The organism is Escherichia sp. 93.0816 (assembly GCF_013368855.2).
In the GTDB taxonomy this organism is placed as follows: domain Bacteria; phylum Pseudomonadota; class Gammaproteobacteria; order Enterobacterales; family Enterobacteriaceae; genus Escherichia; species Escherichia ruysiae.
Map to the genome: position 1 here is coordinate 172,365 of NZ_JABWNC020000003.1, position 23,323 is coordinate 195,687.

Below are 23,323 nucleotides of genomic sequence, written 5' to 3' on the forward strand. Positions count from 1 at the left end.
ATAATGAAAAAAAATGCCCAGTCCGTGGAAGCCTGGCTGGAGGCGATGATCGCCGTGGCGCGTTATTACCGCCTCGATTTTTCTCAGGAGAACGTGCGCGCAACCGTCAACTGGGAGCGCGACAGCAAGCGGGAAGAGTTGCTCACCGATATGGCGCGGCAGTTGGGAATGGGGTTACGGCTGGTGGAGTTTTCCGCCGATTCGCTTAACCCGTGGCGACTGCCGTTGATCGCCGTGTTTGATAATCAGCAGATTGGCGTGATCACCCGCCGCGATAACCACGACAATATCAGCGTTCAGTTCAGCGGTGACGAAGGGCTGGAAACCACGCTTAACGTCGCGGATATTGAAGATAAAATCGTCGAACTGGCGCTACTGCGCCCGCTCAGCGCCATCCCCGACGCGCGCGTGGATGACTATATTCGCCCGTATCAGGCGAACTGGTTCTGGAATCTGTCGCTGAAAGACTGGCGGCGCTATGGCGATATTATGCTGGCCTCACTGGTGGCGAACGTGCTGGCGCTGGCGGCGATGATTTTTTCGATGCAGGTTTACGACCGCGTCGTTCCGGCGCAGTCGTACCCGACGCTGTGGGTGCTGTTCGCCGGGGTGATGATGGCGATCCTGTTTGAGTTCTGTATGCGCATGGTGCGCACGCATCTATCTGATGTGATCGGCAAGCGGGCGGACCTGCGTATTTCGGATCGCGTTTTTGGTCATGCGCTACGGCTGAAAAACAACGTGCGATCGAAATCCACCGGATCGTTTATCTCGCAGATCCGCGAGCTGGAATCGGTGCGGGAGCTTATTACTTCCACCACCATCGGCGCGGTGGCGGATCTGCCGTTCTTCCTGCTGTTTGTCTTTATTTTGTGGATGATCGGCGGCTGGCTGGTGCTGGTTGTCCTGCTGGCGCTGCCGTTATTAGTGATCCCCGGCCTGCTGGTGCAACGCCCGCTGGCGCGGCTGGCGAACGAAGGGATGCGCGAGTCGGCGGTACGCAACGCGACGCTGGTGGAAGCCGTGCAGTCGATTGAAGATATTAAACTGCTGCGCGCCGAACAGCGTTTCCAGAATCAGTGGAATCATACCAACGACGTGGCGTCCTCCATCAGCATGAAGCAACGTTTTCTCACCGGGCTACTGCTCACCTGGACCCAGGAAGTGCAGTCCATCGTCTACGTGGTGGTGCTGTTGGTGGGCTGCTTTATGGTAATGAACGGTGACATGACCACCGGCGCGCTGGTCGGGACGACGATCCTGGCTTCGCGCACCATCGCGCCGCTGTCGCAGATATCCGGCGTGCTCTCGCGCTGGCAGCAGGCAAAAGTGGCGCGTAATGGCCTTGATGAACTGATGAAGCGCCCGGTGGATCAGCCGGAACACGGCAAACTGGTGCATAAAGCGGTGCTGCACGGCAATTATCAGTTCAGCAACGCTATCTTTTATTACGACGAAGAAGAAAAGATTGCCGATGTGGCGATTGGCAAACTCAACATTCAGGCCGGAGAGAAAATCGCCATTCTCGGGCGCAACGGCGCGGGTAAATCAACGCTACTGCAAATGCTCGCCGGAATGCGTATCGCCCAGCAGGGGCAGGTGCTGCTGGATAACATCAGCATCGGGCAACTTGATCCGGCAGATCTGCGCCGCGACATGGGGCTGCTGAGCCAAACCGGACGACTGTTTTTTGGTTCGCTGCGGGAAAACCTCACCATGGGAATGCCGGAGGCCAGTGATGAAGATATCGAACGCGCATTAACCCTCAGCGGGGCGCTGCCCTTTGTGCAGAAGCAGAAAAACGGCCTCAACTACATGATTCAGGAAGGGGGATTTGGTCTTTCTGGCGGTCAGCGGCAAACGCTGCTGCTGGCGCGGCTACTTATCTCTCAACCCAATATCGTGCTGCTCGATGAACCCAGCGCCTCGCTGGACGAAATGGCGGAGGCGTATTTTATCGAACAACTGAAACAGTGGATTGGTCATCGCACGCTGGTCATCGCCACTCACCGCACGGCGATGCTGCAACTGGTGGACAGGATAATCGTGATGGATCAGGGTCGCATTGTGATGGACGGCGCGAAAGAGACTATTTTGCGTGAACAGGGCGAACCCACGGCGCGACGCGTGGTGTTGCAGGAGAAGAATAAGGGGTCTGCCGCATGAACGGACAACTGCAATACAACCGTGGCCTGACTGAACCTCGCCTGCCGCGTTCGGCACTGGCAGTGCGCGTGACTGCCGTAATGTTACTCTGTTTTCTCGGCTGGGCGTGGTACTTCCAGCTTGATGAAGTGACCACCGGCAGCGGCACGGTAGAACCTTCCGGGCGTGAACAGGTGGTGCAGTCGCTGGAAGGCGGGATTTTGTATCATCTCGACGTGAAGGTTGGCGATATTGTTGAACAGGGTCAGCCGCTGGCGCAGCTTAACCGCACCAAAACGGAATCCGACGTTCAGGAAGCGATGTCGCGCCTGTACGCGGCGCTGGCAACCTCGGCGCGGCTGCGGGCAGAGGTGAGCAATAAACCGCTGGTATTCCCTGACGAACTGAATAAATTCCCCGAACTTATCGAGTCGGAAACGGCGTTATACAACACTCGCCGCGACGGACTGAACAAAGCCACTACCGGGCTGACGCAGGGGATTAGCCTGGTCAACCGCGAACTGGCGATGACCCAGCCGCTGGTGAAACAGGGCGCGGCGAGCAGCGTCGAAGTGCTGCGTTTACAGCGCCAGGCCAATGAACTGGAAAACAAACTCAGCGACGTGCGCACGCAATATTACGTTCAGGCGCGTGAAGAGTTAGCGAAAGCCAATGCGGAAGTAGAAACCCAGCGTTCAGTGATCCGTGGACGGGAAGACTCCCTTACCAGGCTCAACTTTACCGCGCCGGTGCGTGGCATTGTCCAGGACATTGACGTCACCACGGTTGGCGGCGTCATCGCCCCCGGTGGTAAACTGATGACCATCGTGCCGCTGGATGAGCAACTGCTGATTGAGGCAAAAATCTCCCCGCGCGATGTGGCGTTTATCCACCCGGGGCAAAAATCGCTGGTGAAAATTACCGCTTACGATTACTCCATCTACGGTGGCCTGCCGGGAGAAGTCGCGGTGATATCACCGGACACTGTGCAGGATGAAGTGCGGCGCGATGTTTATTACTATCGGGTGTACATTCGCACTTTCAGCAATCATCTGGAAAACAAAAGCAAACAGCAGTTTCCGATATTTCCCGGCATGGTGGCGACGGTCGATATCCGCACCGGCAAAAAGAGCGTGCTGGATTATCTGTTGAAACCCTTTAACAAAGCACAGGAGGCGTTGCGCGAACGATGAACATTAGCGATGTAGCAAAAATTACCGGCCTGACCAGCAAAGCCATTCGCTTTTATGAAGAGAAGGGGCTGGTGACACCACCGATGCGCAGCGAAAACGGTTATCGCACCTACACGCAGCAGCATCTCAACGAACTGACCTTACTGCGCCAGGCGCGCCAGGTGGGCTTTAACCTGGAAGAGAGCGGCGAACTGGTGAATCTGTTTAACGACCCGCAGCGCCACAGTGCTGATGTAAAACGGCGCACGCTGGAGAAGGTGGCGGAGATCGAGCGACATATCGAAGAACTGCAATCCATGCGCGACCAGTTACTGGCGCTGGCGAATGCCTGCCCCGGCGATGACAGCGCCGATTGCCCGATTATCGAAAATCTCTCCGGCTGCTGCCATCATCGGGCGGGGTGAAAAATCAGTTAATCCCCGTTTGCACCGAAAGAATATGCTGCAAACTTTCTACCATAATTCGCCCAGACTGAAATAAGCCTTCCTGGATTTCATTGTTAACATTTACCGCATGAACCAGGGAGGCTAATAATACCACTTGCAAGAAAGCAAAAATAAAGGCGCCGATAATCAAAATATGTGTCAGGGATATTTTCTTTTCATCCTTCATTTTAAATAGCCCACAAACTGGCCTTCCTTCATTAATGCGACTTTTCCTGTGTGATGATAAACAATCACGTTATACAGACCCGACTGATAAACTGTGGCATCGGCATTATCTTCATCAATCGCACATAATGAATCATTGAGATAAGCAAAGTTCTTACTGCTCATTCTAAAGGTCATGCCAAATCCTTTATAAATGGCTTTCTTTGTCGCCTGGGCATGTTGTGCGGCTTCTGCGTTCTTATAAGCCTGTGCCTCGGAAACACTTAAAATAGCGGTCTGCCGCTGCTGTTCGGCAAGATAACAGGTGTCATGAGATACGCCTTGCGCCTGGCAATCTGCAATGCGAGACGTGGGAGAGCTACAACCAGCCAGCATGATTAATGCCAGCAGGGAAATCGATTTAATGGTGCTATTCATCATTGTTAACCTTAAAATGTAGTAAAGAGTAAAAACAGGCAAACGTCCTTGCTCTAATTTATTTAATGGTTTTTATTGATATTTATAAAGTATCCAGCGAAATATTAGAACGAATATCCGACCCCGACACCAGCACCGAAATCAGATTGCGTATCCGCAGAAACTCCAGCTTTAATTACTGTGTGGATCCCGGCATTAAAAGACGTACCGACAGATACCGCTGATTCACCATTAAACGTTCCTGCGCCCGCAGACACCATCATTAAATCACCGGTTTTCACCTGCGGCTGTGAAGCAATGGCAATAGCTGACGCGATCCCCGCATTGGCATCTTTACGGTTATCTTCAACTTCGTTTTTCAGTGAGCTGAAATGGTTATTGAGCGTATTAATTTGCTGGCTGTTATCCGCTACTCGTTTTTGAGTTGTTGATAACTGCTGATGTGTATCGGTGGAATCCTGCACCAGGTTTTGAATTTGTTCACCGTAATGAACGCTATCTATCTGTTGTTGTGCCGCCAGCTTACTTACCGCAGTGTTTGTTTTTGTTATATCGCCATGAATTTCTTCCAGTTCTTTTGTGTGGTTCTCGGTGGCAACACTTTGAGATACCGTCGTCATGGTAGAAGAAAGAGCGTCAATTTTTTTCCCTTGCTCCGCAGAAGCGCGCGTGCTGGCTTCATTTTCCGCAGCCAGTTTAGCGTTGACCATACTCTGATAACGGGCGGCGGTCTGAACATCACCGGTGGCAGCGACCGTTTTTTGTGTGGCTTCGAGCTGTGCCTGTTGTTCCGTAATCTGCGTTTGTTGGGTTTCGGCTTGTGATTGCTGCGCATTGTCGGCGGCAGCCTGACGGGCATTAACCATGCTTTGATAACGGACGGCTGTCTGAACATCACCGGTAGCGGCAGCGGCAACTGTTTTTTGCGTAGCTTCGATTTGCTTTTGTTGTTCGGTAATCTGCGTTTGTTGGGCTTCGGCTTGTTGCTGCTGTGCGTTATCCGCAGCCTCCTGACGGGCGTTGACCATACTCTGATAACGCGCTGCGTTCTGGACATCACCGGTAGCAGCAACCGTTTTTTGCGTATCGTTAATTTGGTCTTGTTGAGCTCTAAGAATGTTCTTCTGTTCGATAATGTCGTCAGTATTTTTATGAATAGCCGCTTTGCTGGCGTCAATCTCGGTTTGCGCTGACGTAATGGCCTGGTGCGCTTCATTGGCGGTCGACACTGCTGTGTTAGCGGTGGTTTGCGCATTCTGGATGGCGGTATCTTGTGCCGCATCGCGGTCTGCCTGGGTCTGTTCCGGGTAGATATTTTCGCCCGTCTCTGGAGACATATACCCATGCGAAAACAGGTAGTCTTGCGCGGCTTCTGTATTTCCAGTACGAATCATGAAGCGTCCAATTTTCTGGTCAACTTCCTCATGTGACATTCCTGGTTGGATAGCCCCCAGTTCTGTCGCTGCCGCCTCAATCGTATCACCCGCAAAGGCAGATGGACTGACAGCAGTAGCAATAACGACAGCCAGTAAAGACATCTTTACAGTTTTCATTCATTTTTTCTCAATCAAAGTAAGTCGCATTTATGTTTCTTATAGCAACATTAATCGTTGTTATAAGAAATATTATGCGTTTCGTATTGATCGAAATCTACGCTGGCATTTGTGTGATGTAAAGCGCGTTTTTATACGGTGTAAGCGTAAACACTGCCAACTAGAAACTAAAAAAGTTTCCATTAGAAATAAAATGGAAAATCATTTTGTGCCATTTCTCTGTAAAAAATCGTAAAGACTTGTTTTGATAAGCGAAATAAACTCCGTTTCTGCACTAAACGTGATGCTGTTGCTGATGTATGTTAGAATGCGTTTCTTTGATAAATCTCAATTTTTAAGAGGTTTACGCCAGGCAGGAAAATTAAATGAATGAATTTGAGAAGATTTTCAATGAAATGAATCTGGACAGGGCGCTACTCCCTATCCTTTTTCGTTCGAATCGCTCCACGGTGTGGAAGTATTTAAGCGGCGATAGTACGGCTCCTGCCTCTGCCATGTCGCTGATCATGCTGTTGCAGTTGATCCAGAAGAGAAACCCCGATCTGTTAGCCGAATGGTTAACGCTTTCTGATTTCACCATTCCGCCAGAAGTGTACCTGGATCAGCCCGATTACTGGAAAGGGTGGGTGTATACCCAACATAAGGTCAATAAAAACGTCCTGGAATATTTAAAAAAACATTATCCGGATGAAGACCAGAAAGGTATGAATAAAGGCCGGGAAGAGTAAATTACCAATGCCAGATTACATGGCGGATGCGGCCTACTATTCGGGCACAGACTTGTTGGCATGATAAGACGCGTCAGTATCGTATCAGGCATTCGTGCATAATTGCCGGATGCGGCGAGAACGCCTTATCCGGCCTACAATTCAGGCACAGACTGGCTAGTTTTGTAGGCATGATAAGACGCGTCAGCGTCGCATCAGGCGATGACCGCACGGATGATCAGCGTTATCCCTTCAATCGCAATCACCTCAACATGCGTGCCTGCGGCTAAATCCTCGCTGGCGCTGACTGGCCATGAACTGTCACCGACACGCATATGACCGCGCCCGTTGACCAGCGGCGATTCCAGCACAAATCGCCTGCCAATCAACTGCTGGCCACGCTGGTTTAAATGACTGTCGCTGTGTTTCTGTTCGCGTACCCGCCGCGACAACCATTTCCACCATAGCCAGGCAGCGAGCAGCGTCAGGACAGCAAACATCACCCCTTGCCACTCCCAACCCAGCGGCAGCAGCCAGACCACCAGGCCAGTAATCACTGCCGCGACACCGCTCCACAACAGATAACCGTTTCCGCCCAGCATCTCGGCAGCCAGCAATAAACCGCCGAGACTCAGCCAGAAAATATGCGGGTGTACTACCAGCAGCTCGATCATGATTTATTTCGCTCGTTGGCGCTGTCTTTCACCAGTTCGGCAATCCCGGCAATCGACCCCATCAGGCTGCTGGCGTCTAATGGCATCATCACCACTTTGCTGTTACTGGACGAACCGATCTGTTGCAACGCTTCGGTGTATTTCTGCGCCACGAAATAGTTCACTGCCTGAATATCACCAGAAGCAATGGCTTCAGACACCATTTGGGTCGCGCGAGCTTCCGCTTCAGCGGAACGTTCACGCGCTTCAGCCTGTAAAAATGCCGACTGACGTTCGCCTTCCGCTTTCAGGATTTGCGACTGTTTTTCACCTTCGGCTTTGAGGATTTCCGCCTGACGGATCCCTTCCGCCTCAAGGATGTAAGCGCGTTTGGTACGTTCCGCTTTCATCTGCGCGTTCATCGAAGAGATAAGCTCTGCCGGCGGGCGCACGTCGCGAATTTCAATACGGGTGACTTTAATCCCCCACGGGTTGGTGGCTTCATCGACAATATGCAGCAGGCGCGAGTTAATGCTGTCGCGCTGGGAGAGCATTTCGTCCAGTTCCATTGAGCCAAGCACGGTACGGATGTTGGTCATGGTCAGGTTGATGATTGCCAGCTCCAGATTGCTGACTTCATAAGCGGCGCGCGGGGCATCAATCACCTGAATAAAACAGACTGCGTCGATGGTCACGTTGGCGTTATCTTTCGAGATAACTTCCTGGGAAGGGATATCGAGCACTTGCTCCATCATATTGATCTTGCGACCAATGCGATCCATAAACGGCACCACCAGACTTAGACCTGGCTGTAACGTTTTGGTATAGCGACCAAAACGTTCTACTGTCCACTGATAGCCCTGCGGCACGATTTTGACGCCTGCGCCGACAATCACCAGCGCGACAAAAATGAGAATCGGGATAAAGATAAGCATCGGAAAAACCTCCTGTTGTACCGTCCATAATGAGCAAAGTTGCTGCTTGATTAAACAAATTATACCTGATTACTGAAAGGGAGTTCCCCCTTATTCTTGTGGAGGATAAACTGTTTTTATTAAAAATGAGATAAAGGGAACAGCGATGCAGGAAAATAGTCCTTTGCTTCAGCTACAAAACGTAGGATATCTGGCGGGTGATGCGAAGATTCTTAATAACATCAGTTTTTCGCTACGTGCTGGCGAATTTAAGTTAATTACCGGTCCTTCCGGTTGTGGCAAAAGTACGCTGCTGAAAATTGTTGCTTCATTAATCAGCCCAACCAGCGGAGCATTACTGTTTGAAGGGGAGGATGTCAGCACACTGAAGCCAGAAATCTACCGCCAGCAAGTTTCTTACTGCGCCCAGACGCCAACGCTGTTTGGCGACACGGTATACGATAACCTGATTTTTCCCTGGCAGATCCGTAACCAGCAGCCCGACCCGGCTATTTTTCTCGATTTCCTCGAACGCTTCGCCTTACCGGACACCATTTTGACGAAAAATATCGCCGAACTGTCTGGTGGTGAAAAACAACGCATCTCATTGATTCGTAATCTGCAATTTATGCCAAAGGTATTATTGCTGGATGAAATTACCAGTGCACTGGATGAAAGTAATAAACATAACGTCAATGAGATGATCCACCGTTATGTGCGCGAGCAAAATATTGCCGTGCTGTGGGTGACACACGATAAAGACGAAATTAATCATGCGGATAAAGTGATTACACTGCAACCGCATGCCGGAGAAATGCAGGAAGCACGCTATGAACTCGCATAATATTACTAACGAATCATTAGCACTGGCATTAATGCTGGTGGTGGTGGCAATCTTAATTAGCCATAAAGAAAAACTGGCGCTGGAGAAAGATATTCTCTGGAGCGTCGGGCGAGCGATAATTCAGCTGATTATTGTCGGCTATGTGCTGAAGTATATTTTCAGCGTGGATGATGCCAGCCTGACATTATTGATGGTGTTATTTATCTGCTTTAATGCGGCGTGGAACGCGCAAAAGCGCAGTAAATATATTGCTAAAGCTTTTATCTCATCGTTTATTGCCATTACGGTCGGGGCGGGAATTACCCTGGCGGTGCTGATTCTCTCAGGGTCGATTGAATTTATCCCGATGCAGGTGATCCCTATCGCCGGGATGATAGCCGGTAACGCCATGGTAGCGGTGGGGTTGTGTTACAACAATTTAGGGCAACGGGTCATTAGCGAACAGCAACAGATTCAGGAAAAACTGAGTCTTGGCGCGACGCCGAAACAGGCTTCAGCGATATTGATTCGCGACAGTATTCGCGCGGCTTTAATTCCGACGGTCGATTCAGCAAAAACGGTTGGCTTAGTGAGTTTACCGGGAATGATGTCCGGGTTGATATTTGCCGGGATTGATCCGGTGAAGGCGATTAAATATCAGATTATGGTGACGTTTATGTTGCTCTCAACCGCCAGCTTGTCGACCATTATTGCCTGCTATTTAACCTATCGTAAGTTTTACAATTCGCGCCACCAGTTGGTGGTGACGCAATTGAAGAAGAAATGATGCGATGCCGGATGCGCAGCATCGCATCCGGCGTTGTGGTTCATGTGCCGATCAACGAATATCAATACAACAACGCATACAACTGGCGGCGATATTTCGACGCCAGCGCATCACCCGTACCCAGCGCAGCGAGGATCTCCTGGAACGTTTTACGCGTCTGACCGTCTGCGGCGGTGAGATCTTTACGCAGATGCCCAAACAGTAACTCCAGCGCCTCTTCATTGCGCCCAACCTGATGCAACTGTAGCGCCAGTTGCGTCGCCAGTGCGGCATCTTCTGGATTCTCCGCCACCTGCTGTTGCAACTGTTGAATTTCCGGCGTATCAGCCGCCTGCTTCAGCAGTTCGATTTGCGCCACCAGCCCCTGGTAGCGGGTGTCCTGATCCTGCAACGGAATGGTTTTCAGCACCGCTTCTGCATCTTCAGAACGGTTCAGCGCAATCAGCGTTTCTGCCAGCAGCAGGCCGATCTCCCCGTTCTGATTCGACAACTGCCAGGCGTCTTTCAGCAATGGCAGGGCGTCGGTGTAATTGCCTTCCTGCATCAGCTGCATCGCCTGCTGCGCTTTCAGCTCTTCTTCGCGCGGCAGCACTTTATCCAGCAGGGCGCGGATCGCCTCTTCCGGTTGCGGCCCCTGGAAGCCGTCTACCGGTTGCCCGTTCTGGAACAGATATACGGTCGGAATCGCGCGCAGACCAAACTGCGCGGCAATCATCTGCTCCGCGTCGCAGTCCAGCTTCGCCAGAATAAATTGCCCGTTGTACTGCGCCGCGAGGCTTTCCAGAATTGGGGTTAACTGCAAACAGTGCTGGCTACGTTCAGACCAAAAATAGAACAGCACCGGTGTGGTCATCGACTGTTCAAGAACCTGTTGCAGGTTAGATTCGTTAATGTTGACAATATTTTCTATGGACATGGAGTCGCTCTCTGTTGTCGATATTTTCTTTGACATGGGGGCTTAAGCGCGCGCTTCAACTCACCCCTGCAATATTTTGTCCATCATGCGCCCCGGCAGCAGGCGCTTGAGCACCATTACTGCCCAGGTCACCAGCGTTACCGGATAGCGCATCTTCGGCTTCTCGCTAATAAAAGCATGGCGCACTTTGGCGACCACCGCTTCAGGCTCCAACGTAAAGCGGGCAGCAATGCCGGGGTTTTCGACCGGTTTATCACTTTGCGTCTGGTTGACGTTGTCGGTAAAGCGAGTACGAATAGGCCCCGGCTCAATGAGGCTGACTTTAATTCCGCTGTGGCGCAGCTCCATGCGCAGTGCGTCTGACCACGCCTCCAGCGCATATTTACTGGCCGCGTAAGCGCCACGACCCGGCGTGGAGATTAATCCCATCACCGATGAGGTCATCACAATACGCCCTTCACCGTGCGGTAACATAGCCGGTAACAGGCGCATGGTGAGCTGATGCGCGCCGAAAAAGTTGGCGGAAAACTGCTGTTCCATCTGCGCACGGCTGATGGTGGAAAGGGGGCCATACATGCCGAATCCGGCATTGTTAAAGATCCCATACAGACAATTATCGGTCAGGGCGATCACTTCGTCGGCTGCGCGATCAACACTTTCTGGCGAATCCAGATCGATCAACACGCCGGTGAATCCCATGCTGTTCATACGCTCAACATCATCCGGTTTCCGGCAACCTGCCAGCACATGAAAACCCTGGCGTTTTAATTCGAGCGCGCTTTCCAGGCCAATTCCACTGGAACATCCGGTAATTAAGACCGATTTTTGCATAACTTTACCTGTCAGGATCTCCGTTGCTTTATGAGTCATGATTTACTAAAGGCTGCAACTGCTTCGCCATCCAGTCGGCAATAAACGGCTGGGCGTCGCGGTTGGGATGAATACCGTCATCCTGCATCCATTGTGGCTTGAGGTAGACCTCTTCCATAAAAAAAGGCAGCAGCGGAACATCAAACTCTTTGGCGAGTTTGGGGTAAATGGCGCTAAAGGCTTCATTATAACGGCGACCATAGTTTGCAGGCAGACGTATTTGCATTAACAATGGTTCAGCGTTGGCGGCTTTGACATCCTGCAAAATCTGGCGCAGCGTTTGCTCGGTTTGCTGTGGCTGAAAACCACGCAAACCGTCATTGCCGCCCAGTTCAACCAGCACCCAACGCGGCTGATGCTGTTTCAGCAGAGCCGGTAGGCGCGCCAGCCCTTGTTGCGAGGTGTCGCCGCTGATGCTGGCATTGACTACCGACGTTTTACTCTGCCACTTATCATTCAACAAGGCAGGCCAGGCCGCGCTGGCAGACATTCGATACCCGGCGCTCAGGCTATCACCCAGAATCAATAACGTGTCCGCTGCGGCGGCACGGAAGGTTAACAGGACCAGGAACAGGAAGGGCAAATGCCAGCGGAAAACATTGTTGAAGTTCATCATCTTAAGAAGTCCGTCGGTCAGGGGGAGCATGAACTCTCCATCCTCACCGGAGTTGAGCTGGTTGTCAAACGTGGCGAGACCATCGCACTGGTGGGCGAGTCGGGATCGGGTAAGTCAACCTTGCTGGCGATCCTCGCCGGGCTGGATGACGGCAGCAGTGGCGAAGTGAGTCTGGTGGGACAACCGCTACATAATATGGACGAAGAAGCGCGGGCAAAGTTGCGCGCGAAGCACGTAGGCTTTGTTTTTCAGTCGTTTATGTTAATTCCTACCCTTAACGCGCTGGAAAACGTCGAGCTTCCGGCGCTGCTGCGTGGTGAGAGTAGCGCGGAAAGTCGTAACGGAGCGAAAGCGTTGCTCGAACAGTTAGGGCTGGGTAAACGTCTTGATCATCTTCCGGCACAGCTTTCCGGCGGTGAACAGCAACGTGTGGCGCTGGCGCGAGCCTTTAACGGTCGGCCTGATGTGCTGTTTGCCGATGAACCCACCGGCAACCTTGACCGCCAGACGGGCGATAAAATTGCCGACCTGCTGTTTTCCCTCAACCGTGAACATGGCACCACGTTGATTATGGTGACCCACGACCTGCAACTGGCGGCACGCTGCGACCGCTGCTTACGGCTGGTTAACGGGCAGTTGCAGGAGGAAGCATGATTGCACGTTGGTTCTGGCGCGAATGGCGCTCGCCGTCGCTATTAATTGTCTGGCTGGCGCTAAGCCTGGCGGTGGCCTGCGTGCTGGCGCTGGGCAATATCAGCGATCGTATGGAGAAGGGCTTAAGCCAGCAAAGCCGGGAGTTTATGGCGGGCGATCGGGCGTTGCGCAGTTCACGCGAAGTGCCGCAAGCGTGGCTGGAGGAAGCGCAAAAGCGCGGCCTGAAAGTCGGCAAGCAGCTGACTTTCGCCACCATGACATTTGCAGGCGATACACCGCAGCTGGCGAACGTCAAAGCGGTGGATGATATCTACCCGATGTATGGCGATCTGCAAACTAATCCCCCTGGCCTGAAACCGCAGGCGGGCAGCGTATTGCTGGCTCCTCGCCTGATGGCGCTCCTTAACCTGAAAACGGGCGACACCATCGACGTGGGCGATGCTACCTTGCGGATTGCCGGAGAAGTGATTCAGGAACCGGATTCCGGCTTTAACCCCTTCCAGATGGCTCCGCGTCTGATGATGAATCTGGCGGATGTCGATAAAACCGGAGCTGTGCAGCCGGGGAGTCGGGTCACCTGGCGCTATAAATTCGGCGGCAACGAGAACCAGCTCGATGGCTATGAGAAATGGCTGTTACCTCAGCTTAAACCCGAACAACGCTGGTACGGTCTGGAACAGGACGAAGGCGCGCTGGGGCGATCGATGGAACGCTCGCAGCAGTTCCTGCTGCTTTCGGCGCTTCTGACCTTGCTGCTGGCGGTGGCAGCGGTGGCGGTGGCGATGAATCATTACTGTCGCAGTCGCTACGATCTGGTGGCGATCCTCAAAACGCTGGGGGCAGGGCGAGCGCAACTGCGTAAGCTAATCGTCGGTCAGTGGTTGATGGTGCTGGCGCTTTCAGCCGTTACCGGTGGGGCGATAGGCCTGTTGTTCGAAAACGTGTTGATGGTGCTGCTCAAGCCCGTTCTGCCTGCTGCACTACCGCCAGCCAGCCTCTGGCCGTGGTTGTGGGCGCTGGGCACCATGACGGTCATCTCGCTGCTGGTGGGGCTACGACCGTACCGCTTGTTGCTGGCAACGCAGCCTTTACGCGTATTGCGTAATGATGTGGTAGCGAACGTCTGGCCGCTCAAGTTTTATCTGCCGATTGTCAGTGTGGTGGTTGTGCTGCTGCTCGCCGGATTAATGGGCGGCAGTATGCTGCTCTGGGCGGTGCTGGCGGGCGCGGTAGTACTGGCTTTGCTCTGCGGTGTGCTGGGCTGGATGCTGCTGAATGTACTTCGCCGCATGACGCTGAAATCGCTACCTCTGCGCCTGGCGGTTAGCCGCCTGTTACGTCAGCCGTGGTCAACGTTAAGCCAGCTTTCGGCATTTTCGCTCTCCTTTATGCTGTTGGCACTGCTGCTGGTGCTGCGTGGCGATTTGCTCGACCGCTGGCAACAGCAGTTACCGCCAGAAAGCCCGAACTACTTTTTAATCAACATCGCAACAGAACAGGTTACACCGCTAAAAGCGTTCCTTGCGGAACATCAGATAGTCCCGGAATCGTTTTATCCGGTGGTGCGGGCGCGGCTGACGGCGATTAACGGCAAGCCGACAGAAGGCAATGAAGATGAGGCGCTCAACCGCGAACTCAACCTCACCTGGCAAAATACGCGGCCCGATCATAACCCGATTGTCGCCGGTAACTGGCCGCCAAAAGCTGATGAAGTGTCGATGGAAGAGGGGCTGGCGAAACGCTTAAACGTTACCCTTGGCGATACCGTCACCTTTATGGGCGATACCCAGGAGTTCCGCGCTAAAGTGAGTAGCCTGCGCAAAGTGGACTGGGAAAGTCTGCGGCCTAATTTCTATTTTATTTTCCCGGAAGGGGCGCTGGACGGGCAGCCGCAAAGCTGGCTCACCAGTTTCCGCTGGGAGAACGGCAACGGCATGTTGACGCAACTCAACCGCCAGTTCCCGACCATTAGCCTGTTAGACATTGGCGCGATTTTAAAACAGGTCGGTCAGGTGCTGGAGCAGGTAAGTCGGGCGCTGGAAGTGATGGTGGTGCTGGTCACCGCCTGCGGTATGTTGCTGTTACTGGCGCAGGTGCAGGTGGGAATGCGTCAGCGCCATCAGGAGCTGGTGGTGTGGCGCACTCTCGGTGCGGGCAAAAAACTGCTGCGCACGACATTGTGGTGTGAGTTCGCCATGCTCGGGTTTGTTTCTGGCCTGGTAGCCTCGATTGGCGCGGAAACGGCGCTGGCGGTACTGCAATCGAAAGTGTTTGATTTCCCGTGGGAACCGGACTGGCGATTGTGGATTGTGCTGCCGTGCAGCGGTGCGCTGCTGCTGTCACTTTTCGGCGGCTGGCTGGGTGCGCGACTGGTTAAGGGTAAGGCGCTGTTCAGGCAGTTTGTGGGGTGATGACAGGCGTAGCGCATCCGGCGTGAATAGTGCGCCCTTTGGCAACAATCTGAAACCGACTGTCATGTCGGTTTTGTTAAAGGCCGAAGGTGGTAAACCTTCGGCCTTAGCTACGTTTCCTCAGTTATTCAATAAACTGGCGGATCAGTTCCAGCAGCGCGATCAGCGCCTTAAGAACGATGAGAACTTTATCGAGAAAAGTTTTCATCCGTTGCTCCCTTAAGGGAGAAAGACAATCACAGCTTACTCTTACGTTGCCTGTAACTATGATTTTCCTTCATGTGCTAGATGAGGACTGCCTCTCTCCGAATCAGAGCACCAGAATCAGCACCACCTGTATCCTGACCAGGACTTAAAAGTACTTTTCCGTACTGCGGTAATCCCTTGAGGCAGTATCATTACTAGCGTCGGGATTGTATCGCCGACATAGCTGTTTGAATATGTAGGTATCCTGACTTATAATTCACTTGCTAGATGAGGACTGTTTCATCTCTGCCCAGAACCACCAACTCTTGGGCGGAAAAATAAAAAAACCGACTGTCATGTCGGTTTTTTTATACCTGTATTCTGTTGCAATCATTCTGTTCTCACGACAATCACCGTTTCAGAATATCCCACATCACTGCGCCTTAACCCACGCCATCACTTCAGCCCACTCACCGCGAAAGACAACTTTTTCTGCTTTTTTCTCAAGCTGATAGCGATACATCGGGTCGTAATATTCTTCAAGTAACGGCACCAGCCAGGCCATATGACCGTCGGTGCTGCCGGTGGTGAGTTGCGTTGTCAGCGCCGCATCCAGTCGGGCAGCCAGTTCGTTATATCGTTGTAGCCCCAGCCGACGCTTAATCGCTGAAAGTCCGTGATGCAGGTACTCGCAATACTCTTGCCAGCCCTGTTCGTCGCCGTACGCGTGGGTAAAATCATGATGCATACGCAAGAAATATTCTTCGTTCAGACGTTCAAGACGGATCTCAAACGGGTCTTCCACCACGGCAATCGCCGCCTGGGTCATTCGCTCGCGCAGACATTCCGGCAGGTGATTAGAACCAATCATCCGGCTTTCATCTTCCAGCACCCACAGGCGCAGATCCTGACGGGCGTCGGTTTTTAGCATTTCGGCAGCCAGTAGGTTTTCAAAACTCGTCTGGCTAAGTTGCGGCTGTAATGTGCGACCAAAAGCAGAGCCGCGATGACGCGCCAGCCCTTCCAAATCGACACCGTTCGGCTGTTGCTGCACTAACAGCGTTTTACCACTGCCGGTACAACCGCCAATCAGCACTATCGGTTTTTGTGACAGTTCAATGGTCGCCTGAATCGCGGCCTGGCGCAGTGCCTTATAACCGCCTTCCACCAGCGGATAATCAATCCCCGCTTCATGCAGCCAGCGTTGCACAATATGTGAACGTTGACCGCCACGGGCGCAGCAGAGAATACCTTGCGGATTTTGCAGGCACGCTGCCCGCCAGGCATCCATGCGCTGCTGACGAATTTCACCCGCCACCAGTTTATGCCCCAGCGCCAGCGCCGCGTCTGACCCTTGCTGTTTATAGCAGGTGCCAACGGCGGCGCGTTCATCGTTATTCATTAACGGCAGGTTGATAGCGGCGGGCATTGCGCCTTGCTCAAACTCGATGGGGGCGCGAACATCAATAATGGGCGTATCAGCAATCAGCAGGGCACGATAGTCCTGTTCCGTGTGTCTCTCTTGCATAGTTAAAAGTGAACCTCAAATCAGCTTGCGCGCTATTTTACGCGCCAACGCGCGAGGAAACTTGATTTTTAACTGTGTGAGTTGCCGAAAATTTCTAAAAATCCGCTGATTTCTGGTCTGCGCTGGGTAAACAAGGTCACAATATCTTCTACCGCTTTGCCGCTACCAAATTTGCGCCATGCCAGACTCAATGGCGAAGGAGGGCGCATCGTTGGAATGACCCGGCTGACCAGTTGTTGATTATCGATCATTGACTGGCAAAGTGATTTTGGCAAAAAACCGATACCAACGCCCGCCAGATGGGCAGCGATTTTCGTCTCCATGTCCGGAACGAGAATCTCTTTTTGCCCCGGCAATCGCCAGGCGACGCGTTTGGTTAAGGTGCGGGCGCTGTCTTCTATATTGACTACAGGAAAGCGCCGTAACTGCGCTTCTGTTAACGGCTCTTCAACGTTCGCCAGCGGATGCTCTGCCGCCATGACAAAGCGCCATTGCACCGAACCTAAAGGATCAAGGCTAAAAGTATTTGCCAGCGCCTCGGTTCCCGTAACGCCGATAGCCAGTGAAAAACCTTCGTACAATAGTGAGTCCCAGACGCCCATATAGATTTGCCGGGAGATGTGAAACTGGGTAAAGGGGTAACGTTCGTTCAGCCACGCCAGCAATTGGGCGACGGCCTGGGAGTTGTAGAGCAGGTTGTTGATGACGATGTTTACCTGGCGTTCTACGCCATCATTCACCTGTTGCAGCTCGCTGGGCATACTTTCCAGCCAGCTCAGCCAGTCTCTGGCCTGACAAAGCAGATGCTCGCCAGCCGCTGTCAATGTCACGCTGCGAGTGGTGCGGAAAAACAGCGCCACCCCGGTATTTTCTTCCAGAAGTTTTATGCGATAACTGATGGTCGCCGTGGTTTTACATAATCGTTCTGCCGCTTTTGAAAAACTTCCTGTTTCAGCAACCGCAATGAAAGTACGCAAGGTTTCTGGATCGAACATCTTCGTGTATCCCCTTTTTAAATCAGCGAGTTGCGTGATTTTCTGTCCTTTGATTTACCTGTATTTTTACATGATAACCCTGCGTGATTTGTGGGCTAAATCTAGTTTTGGAAAAATATTCCAACTTTTGTGTTGATGTTGTTCTCTTAAGGTTTTAGATTGCCTGTTATTGAAACCAAGCTGACCGGTCGGCGGTGGTTGAACGGAATTATGTTACAAGGACAAAAAGATGAAACTTCAGGTATTACCGTTAAGTCAGGAAGCCTTCAGTGCTTATGGCGACGTAATCGAAACGCAGCAACGGGATTTTTTCCATATTAACAATGGCCTGGTGGAGCGTTATCACGATTTGGCGCTGGTTGAGATTCTTGAGCAAGACCGTACGCTTATCAGCATTAACCGCGCGCAACCGGCGAATCTGCCGCTGACCATTCATGAACTTGAGCGTCATCCGCTGGGCACTCAGGCGTTTATCCCGATGAAAGGCGAAGCGTTTGTGGTGGTCGTGGCGTTAGGCGATGAAACTCCAGATCTGTCAACGCTGCGGGCGTTTATCACCAACGGTGAGCAGGGCGTGAATTACCATCGTAATGTCTGGCATCACCCGCTTTTCGCCTGGCAGCGAGTCACTGATTTTCTGACCATCGATCGCGGCGGCAGCGACAACTGTGATGTTGAAAGTATTCCTGAACAGGAACTCTGTTTTGCGTGACGCCTGAAACCGACTTGCATAAGATAAACGAATTGTTCATTGTTTATGCTCACTTGTAGGTCGGAGTTAACGTAGGTATGACGGAAGTTAGACGGCGCGGCAGGCCAGGACAGGCGGAGCCTGTGGCACAGAAGGGCGCACAGGCGTTAGAGCGGGGAATTGCGATTCTGCAATATCTGGAAAAAAGTGGGGGAAGTTCGTCGGTTAGCGATATTTCTCTCAATCTGGATTTGCCGCTCTCCACGACCTTTCGCCTGCTGAAGGTTTTACAGGCTGCAGATTTTGTCTACCAGGACAGTCAGTTAGGCTGGTGGCATATAGGATTAGGTGTCTTTAACGTCGGAGCGGCGTACATCCATAACCGCGATGTCCTCTCCGTCGCCGGGCCGTTTATGCGCCGCCTGATGTTGCTTTCCGGCGAGACGGTCAATGTCGCGATTCGTAACGGCAATGAAGCGGTATTAATTGGTCAGTTAGAGTGTAAATCGATGGTCAGGATGTGTGCGCCGCTGGGCAGTCGTCTGCCGTTACATGCTTCCGGCGCAGGCAAGGCGCTGCTTTATCCGCTGGCGGAAGAGGAGCTGATGAGCATCATCCTGCAAACCGGTTTGCAGCAGTTTACGCCAACTACGCTTGTGGATATGCCCACCTTGCTGAAGGATCTGGAACAAGCGCGTGAACTGGGCTATACCGTAGATAAAGAAGAGCATGTTGTTGGCCTGAATTGCATAGCTTCAGCAATTTATGATGATGTGGGTAGTGTTGTTGCTGCTATCTCCATCTCCGGGCCTTCATCAAGACTGACAGAAGAGCGTTTTGTCAGTCAGGGTGAGCTGGTAAGAGACACCGCCCGCGATATCAGCACGGCGTTGGGACTGAAAGCACATCCATAGTGTCTGTCGCATCCCGCTCTGCGGAGCGGGTTTTTTTGACAAAATTTGAAAGTTGGAAAATTTTTCCAATTAATAGAGGTAGGAATAAAATGGCAAAAATGAGAGCCGTTGACGCGGCAATGTATGTGCTGGAGAAAGAAGGTATCACCACCGCCTTCGGCGTTCCGGGAGCAGCAATCAATCCTTTCTACTCAGCGATGCGTAAGCACGGCGGTATTCGTCACATTCTGGCGCGTCACGTGGAAGGTGCGTCGCACATGGCGGAAGGTTATACCCGCGCAACGGCAGGGAATATCGGCGTATGTCTGGGAACGTCGGGACCAGCAGGCACTGACATGATCACCGCGCTCTATTCCGCTTCTGCTGATTCCATTCCTATTTTGTGCATTACCGGTCAGGCTCCGCGCGCCCGTCTGCATAAAGAAGATTTCCAGGCCGTTGATATTGAAGCAATTGCTAAACCGGTCAGTAAAATGGCGGTTACAGTACGTGAAGCGGCGCTGGTGCCTCGTGTGCTGCAACAGGCATTTCACCTGATGCGTTCTGGTCGTCCGGGTCCGGTACTGGTGGATTTACCGTTCGATGTACAGGTTGCGGAAATCGAGTTTGATCCTGACATGTACGAACCGCTGCCGGTCTACAAACCTGCTGCCAGCCGTATGCAGATTGAAAAAGCCGTAGAAATGTTAATTCAGGCCGAACGTCCGGTGATTGTTGCCGGGGGCGGGGTAATCAATGCTGACGCAGCCGCGCTGTTACAACAGTTTGCCGAACTGACCAGCGTTCCGGTGATCCCAACCCTGATGGGCTGGGGCTGTATCCCGGACGATCATGAACTGATGGCCGGGATGGTGGGTCTGCAAACTGCGCATCGTTACGGTAACGCAACGCTGCTGGCGTCCGACATGGTGTTTGGTATCGGTAACCGTTTTGCTAACCGTCATACTGGTTCGGTAGAGAAATACACCGAAGGGCGCAAAATCGTCCATATCGATATTGAGCCGACGCAAATTGGCCGCGTACTGTGCCCGGATCTGGGTATTGTTTCTGATGCTAAAGCGGCACTGACGCTGCTGGTTGAAGTGGCGCAGGAGATGCAAAAAGCGGGTCGTCTGCCGTGTCGTAAAGAATGGGTCGCCGACTGCCAGCAGCGCAAACGTACTTTGCTGCGTAAAACTCACTTCGACAACGTGCCGGTGAAACCGCAGCGCGTGTATGAAGAGATGAACAAAGCCTTTGGTCGCGATGTTTGCTATGTCACTACCATCGGCCTGTCACAAATTGCTGCGGCGCAAATGCTGCATGTCTTTAAAGACCGCCACTGGATCAACTGTGGGCAGGCAGGCCCGCTGGGCTGGACCATTCCGGCGGCGCTGGGCGTGTGTGCCGCTGATCCAGAGCGCAATGTGGTGGCGATTTCCGGTGACTTCGACTTCCAGTTCCTGATTGAAGAATTAGCCGTTGGCGCACAGTTCAACATTCCGTACATCCATGTGCTGGTCAATAACGCCTATCTCGGCCTGATTCGTCAGTCGCAGCGCGCATTTGATATGGATTACTGCGTACAGCTCGCGTTTGAAAATATTAACTCCAGTGATGTGAACGGTTACGGTGTTGACCACGTGAAAGTGGCGGAAGGTTTAGGCTGTAAAGCGATTCGCGTTTTCAAACCGGAAGATATTGCTCCGGCCTTTGAACAAGCGAAAGTCTTAATGAATCAGTACCGTGTCCCGGTGGTGGTAGAAATTATGCTGGAGCGAGTAACCAATATTTCTATGGGTAGCGAACTGGATAACGTCATGGAATTTGAAGATATCGCCGATAACGCAGTGGACGCGCCGACTGAAACCTGCTTCATGCACTATGAATAAGGGAGATAAATAATGTTACGTTTCTCTGCTAATTTATCGATGTTATTTGGCGAATATGATTTTCTCACCCGTTTTGAGAAAGCCGCACAGTGTGGTTTTCGCGGCGTTGAATTTATGTTTCCTTATGACTACGACATTGAAGAATTAAAACAGGTGCTGGCGAGTAATAAACTCGAGCATACGCTGCATAATTTACCTGCGGGTGACTGGGCGGCGGGCGAGCGGGGTATTGCCTGTATTCCTGGCCGTGAAGAAGAGTTTCGTGATGGCGTAGCAGCGGCGATTCGTTATGCTCGTGCGCTGGGGAATAAAAAAATCAACTGTCTGGTCGGTAAAACGCCGGCGGGTTTCAGCAGTGAACAGATTCACGCAACGCTTGTGGAAAACCTGCGTTATGCCGCGAATATGTTGATGAAAGAAGATATTTTATTACTGATTGAACCTATCAACCATTTTGATATTCCTGGTTTCCATCTCACCGGAACTCAGCAGGCGCTGAAACTGATTGACGATGTAGGCTGCTGCAATTTGAAAATTCAGTATGACATTTATCATATGCAGCGGATGGAAGGTGAATTAACCAACACCATGACCCAATGGGCGGATAAAATTGGACATCTGCAAATTGCCGATAATCCACATCGTGGCGAACCGGGAACCGGAGAAATTAATTACGATTATCTCTTTAAGGTAATTGAAAATTCTGACTACAACGGTTGGGTTGGCTGTGAATATAAACCCAGAACCACCACGGAAGCCGGTTTAGGCTGGATGAAACCGTACCGTTAAAACGTAACGCTGTTCAGACAATGCTTTTTTAGGCCGCTACGTCGGCAGGGGATCGTGTTGTCTGCATTCAGGAATACCGATATTTAAAAGAGGTTAATTATGAAACTGGGATTTATTGGCTTAGGCATTATGGGTACTCCGATGGCCATTAATCTGGCGCGTGCCGGTCATCAACTGCATGTCACAACCATCGGTCCGGTGGCTGACGAATTACTGTCTCTCGGTGCCGTCAGTGTTGAAACTGCGCGCAAGGTAACCGAAGCGTCAGACATCATTTTTATTATGGTGCCGGATACGCCACAGGTTGAAGAAGTTCTGTTTGGTGAAAATGGTTGTACCAAAGCCTCGCTGAAGGGCAAAACCATTGTTGATATGAGCTCCATTTCACCGATTGAAACTAAACGTTTCGCCCGTCAGGTGAATGAACTGAGTGGCGATTATCTCGACGCGCCAGTCTCCGGCGGCGAAATCGGCGCCCGTGAAGGGACATTGTCAATTATGGTTGGCGGTGACGAAGCGGTATTTGAACGTGTTAAACCGCTGTTTGAACTGCTCGGTAAAAATATCACCCTCGTGGGCGGTAACGGCGACGGTCAGACCTGTAAAGTGGCAAACCAGATTATCGTGGCGCTCAATATTGAAGCGGTTTCTGAAGCCCTGCTGTTTGCTTCAAAAGCCGGTGCCGATCCGGTGCGTGTGCGCCAGGCGCTGATGGGCGGCTTTGCTTCCTCGCGCATTCTGGAAGTTCACGGTGAGCGCATGATTAAACGTACCTTTAATCCGGGCTTCAAAATCGCTCTGCACCAGAAAGATCTCAACCTGGCGCTGCAAAGTGCGAAAGCACTGGCGCTGAACCTGCCAAACACTGCGACCTGCCAGGAGTTATTTAATACCTGTGCGGCAAACGGTGGCAGCCAGTTGGATCACTCTGCGTTAGTGCAGGCGCTGGAGTTAATGGCGAATCATAAACTCGCCTGATAAAAAGGCATCGTTGCTGATGAAGCCTCGATGCCTGCAATAAAAATGGCCGATATCAAATAATTGATTCGGCCAGCAGTAAAAAAAGAAAGCAGCCAACG

General features: G+C 52.1%; 23 protein-coding genes and 1 pseudogene. 13 read left to right on the forward strand and 11 right to left on the reverse strand.

Going from position 1 to position 23,323, the window contains the following annotated elements; genetic code table 11:
• The first annotated feature begins 3 nt into the window (after positions 1-3).
• Genes HEM79_RS05450 through cueR form a run of 3 tightly spaced genes read left to right on the forward strand, consistent with a single transcriptional unit; the run spans position 4 to position 3,742 of the window.
• Positions 4-2,166: a type I secretion system permease/ATPase gene (locus HEM79_RS05450; protein WP_176243025.1), complete on the forward strand. Its 2,163-nt coding sequence runs from the start codon at positions 4-6 to the stop codon at positions 2,164-2,166.
• Complete coding sequence (locus HEM79_RS05455; RefSeq protein WP_001014327.1) at positions 2,163-3,338, forward strand: HlyD family type I secretion periplasmic adaptor subunit; 1,176 nt, start codon at positions 2,163-2,165, stop codon at positions 3,336-3,338. The genes HEM79_RS05450 and HEM79_RS05455 overlap by 4 nt, the downstream gene beginning before the upstream one ends.
• Complete coding sequence (gene cueR, locus HEM79_RS05460) at positions 3,335-3,742, forward strand: Cu(I)-responsive transcriptional regulator (RefSeq protein ID WP_001026747.1); 408 nt, start codon at positions 3,335-3,337, stop codon at positions 3,740-3,742. Before HEM79_RS05455 ends, cueR begins: the two co-directional genes overlap by 4 nt.
• 4 nt (positions 3,743-3,746) lie before the next feature.
• On the opposite strand, the gene HEM79_RS05465 is transcribed toward cueR, so the two are convergent.
• The 3 genes and pseudogenes from HEM79_RS05465 to HEM79_RS22970 form a co-directional block, all read right to left on the reverse strand.
• Positions 3,747-3,950 (reverse strand): hypothetical protein, encoded by a 204-nt coding sequence (locus HEM79_RS05465; RefSeq protein ID WP_000650965.1) that lies wholly within the window; start codon positions 3,948-3,950, stop codon positions 3,747-3,749.
• Positions 3,947-4,369, reverse strand: a complete 423-nt coding sequence (locus tag HEM79_RS05470) for a hypothetical protein (protein WP_176243077.1) — start codon at positions 4,367-4,369, stop codon at positions 3,947-3,949. The genes HEM79_RS05465 and HEM79_RS05470 overlap by 4 nt, the downstream gene beginning before the upstream one ends.
• Before the next feature lie 101 nt (positions 4,370-4,470).
• Positions 4,471-5,298, reverse strand: a pseudogene (locus tag HEM79_RS22970) (YadA-like family protein); the annotation flags it as partial.
• Positions 5,299-6,284: 986 nt separating this feature from the next.
• Here HEM79_RS22970 and HEM79_RS05480 point away from each other — a divergent pair.
• On the forward strand, positions 6,285-6,647 hold the full coding sequence (locus HEM79_RS05480) for a hypothetical protein (RefSeq protein WP_001001642.1): 363 nt from the start codon (positions 6,285-6,287) through the stop codon (positions 6,645-6,647).
• 194 nt (positions 6,648-6,841) lie between these two features.
• On the opposite strand, the gene HEM79_RS05485 is transcribed toward HEM79_RS05480, so the two are convergent.
• Both HEM79_RS05485 and HEM79_RS05490 read right to left on the reverse strand, forming a co-directional pair.
• Positions 6,842-7,300, reverse strand: coding sequence for an NfeD family protein (locus tag HEM79_RS05485; protein ID WP_021550364.1), 459 nt, complete (start codon positions 7,298-7,300; stop codon positions 6,842-6,844).
• On the reverse strand, positions 7,297-8,214 hold the full coding sequence (locus tag HEM79_RS05490; RefSeq protein WP_000904498.1) for an SPFH domain-containing protein: 918 nt from the start codon (positions 8,212-8,214) through the stop codon (positions 7,297-7,299). The genes HEM79_RS05485 and HEM79_RS05490 overlap by 4 nt, the downstream gene beginning before the upstream one ends.
• 145 nt (positions 8,215-8,359) lie before the next feature.
• Between HEM79_RS05490 and fetA the strand changes: the two genes are divergently transcribed.
• Together fetA and fetB are read left to right on the forward strand one after the other, a co-directional pair.
• Positions 8,360-9,037 (forward strand): iron efflux ABC transporter ATP-binding subunit FetA, encoded by a 678-nt coding sequence (fetA, locus tag HEM79_RS05495; RefSeq protein ID WP_176243023.1) that lies wholly within the window; start codon positions 8,360-8,362, stop codon positions 9,035-9,037.
• Positions 9,024-9,803: an iron efflux ABC transporter permease subunit FetB gene (gene fetB, locus HEM79_RS05500; protein ID WP_001295323.1), complete on the forward strand. Its 780-nt coding sequence runs from the start codon at positions 9,024-9,026 to the stop codon at positions 9,801-9,803. The genes fetA and fetB overlap by 14 nt, the downstream gene beginning before the upstream one ends.
• A 61-nt stretch (positions 9,804-9,864) precedes the next feature.
• Here the strand turns inward: fetB and cnoX are convergent, their stop codons facing one another.
• The 3 genes from cnoX to tesA are packed head-to-tail and all read right to left on the reverse strand — an operon-like array spanning position 9,865 to position 12,202.
• Complete coding sequence (cnoX, locus tag HEM79_RS05505) at positions 9,865-10,719, reverse strand: chaperedoxin (RefSeq protein WP_010347709.1); 855 nt, start codon at positions 10,717-10,719, stop codon at positions 9,865-9,867.
• Between the two features lie 60 nt (positions 10,720-10,779).
• A complete protein-coding gene (ybbO, locus tag HEM79_RS05510; protein WP_176243022.1) occupies positions 10,780-11,589 on the reverse strand; it encodes an NADP(+)-dependent aldehyde reductase in 810 nt (269 codons plus the stop codon).
• Complete coding sequence (gene tesA / locus HEM79_RS05515; RefSeq protein ID WP_001295836.1) at positions 11,579-12,202, reverse strand: multifunctional acyl-CoA thioesterase I/protease I/lysophospholipase L1; 624 nt, start codon at positions 12,200-12,202, stop codon at positions 11,579-11,581. Before tesA ends, ybbO begins: the two co-directional genes overlap by 11 nt.
• Here tesA and ybbA point away from each other — a divergent pair.
• Positions 12,173-12,859: a putative ABC transporter ATP-binding protein YbbA gene (gene ybbA / locus HEM79_RS05520; protein ID WP_001110573.1), complete on the forward strand. Its 687-nt coding sequence runs from the start codon at positions 12,173-12,175 to the stop codon at positions 12,857-12,859. The two genes, tesA and ybbA, sit on opposite strands and share 30 nt — an antisense overlap.
• Positions 12,856-15,270, forward strand: a complete 2,415-nt coding sequence (gene ybbP, locus HEM79_RS05525) for a putative ABC transporter permease subunit YbbP (RefSeq protein ID WP_176243021.1) — start codon at positions 12,856-12,858, stop codon at positions 15,268-15,270. The genes ybbA and ybbP overlap by 4 nt, the downstream gene beginning before the upstream one ends.
• Positions 15,271-15,394: 124 nt before the next feature.
• Here the strand turns inward: ybbP and dinQ are convergent, their stop codons facing one another.
• The 3 genes from dinQ to allS all read right to left on the reverse strand — a co-directional run bounded on the left by dinQ (position 15,395) and on the right by allS (position 17,979).
• On the reverse strand, positions 15,395-15,478 hold the full coding sequence (gene dinQ / locus HEM79_RS22975) for a damage-inducible type I toxin DinQ (RefSeq protein WP_349808740.1): 84 nt from the start codon (positions 15,476-15,478) through the stop codon (positions 15,395-15,397).
• Between the two features lie 411 nt (positions 15,479-15,889).
• The gene (mnmH, locus tag HEM79_RS05530; RefSeq protein ID WP_176243020.1) at positions 15,890-16,984 is read right to left on the reverse strand and encodes a tRNA 2-selenouridine(34) synthase MnmH; all 1,095 of its coding nucleotides are present in this window, start codon (positions 16,982-16,984) and stop codon (positions 15,890-15,892) included.
• Positions 16,985-17,052: 68 nt separating this feature from the next.
• The gene (allS, locus tag HEM79_RS05535; RefSeq protein ID WP_176243019.1) at positions 17,053-17,979 is read right to left on the reverse strand and encodes an HTH-type transcriptional activator AllS; all 927 of its coding nucleotides are present in this window, start codon (positions 17,977-17,979) and stop codon (positions 17,053-17,055) included.
• A 229-nt stretch (positions 17,980-18,208) separates the two neighbouring features.
• Here allS and allA point away from each other — a divergent pair, with 229 nt between their 5' ends.
• From allA to glxR, 5 genes are all read left to right on the forward strand, one after another.
• Complete coding sequence (allA, locus tag HEM79_RS05540) at positions 18,209-18,691, forward strand: ureidoglycolate lyase (RefSeq protein WP_000776382.1); 483 nt, start codon at positions 18,209-18,211, stop codon at positions 18,689-18,691.
• 77 nt (positions 18,692-18,768) lie between these two features.
• Entirely contained in the window at positions 18,769-19,584 is an 816-nt protein-coding gene (gene allR, locus HEM79_RS05545) for an HTH-type transcriptional repressor AllR (RefSeq protein WP_136767491.1), read from the forward strand.
• A gap of 89 nt (positions 19,585-19,673) precedes the next feature.
• The gene (gene gcl / locus HEM79_RS05550; protein WP_010354961.1) at positions 19,674-21,455 is read left to right on the forward strand and encodes a glyoxylate carboligase; all 1,782 of its coding nucleotides are present in this window, start codon (positions 19,674-19,676) and stop codon (positions 21,453-21,455) included.
• A gap of 12 nt (positions 21,456-21,467) precedes the next feature.
• Positions 21,468-22,244: a hydroxypyruvate isomerase gene (gene hyi / locus HEM79_RS05555; RefSeq protein WP_000943580.1), complete on the forward strand. Its 777-nt coding sequence runs from the start codon at positions 21,468-21,470 to the stop codon at positions 22,242-22,244.
• Positions 22,245-22,343: 99 nt separating this feature from the next.
• A complete protein-coding gene (gene glxR, locus HEM79_RS05560; RefSeq protein WP_176243018.1) occupies positions 22,344-23,222 on the forward strand; it encodes a 2-hydroxy-3-oxopropionate reductase in 879 nt (292 codons plus the stop codon).
• Positions 23,223-23,323: the final 101 nt, after the last annotated feature.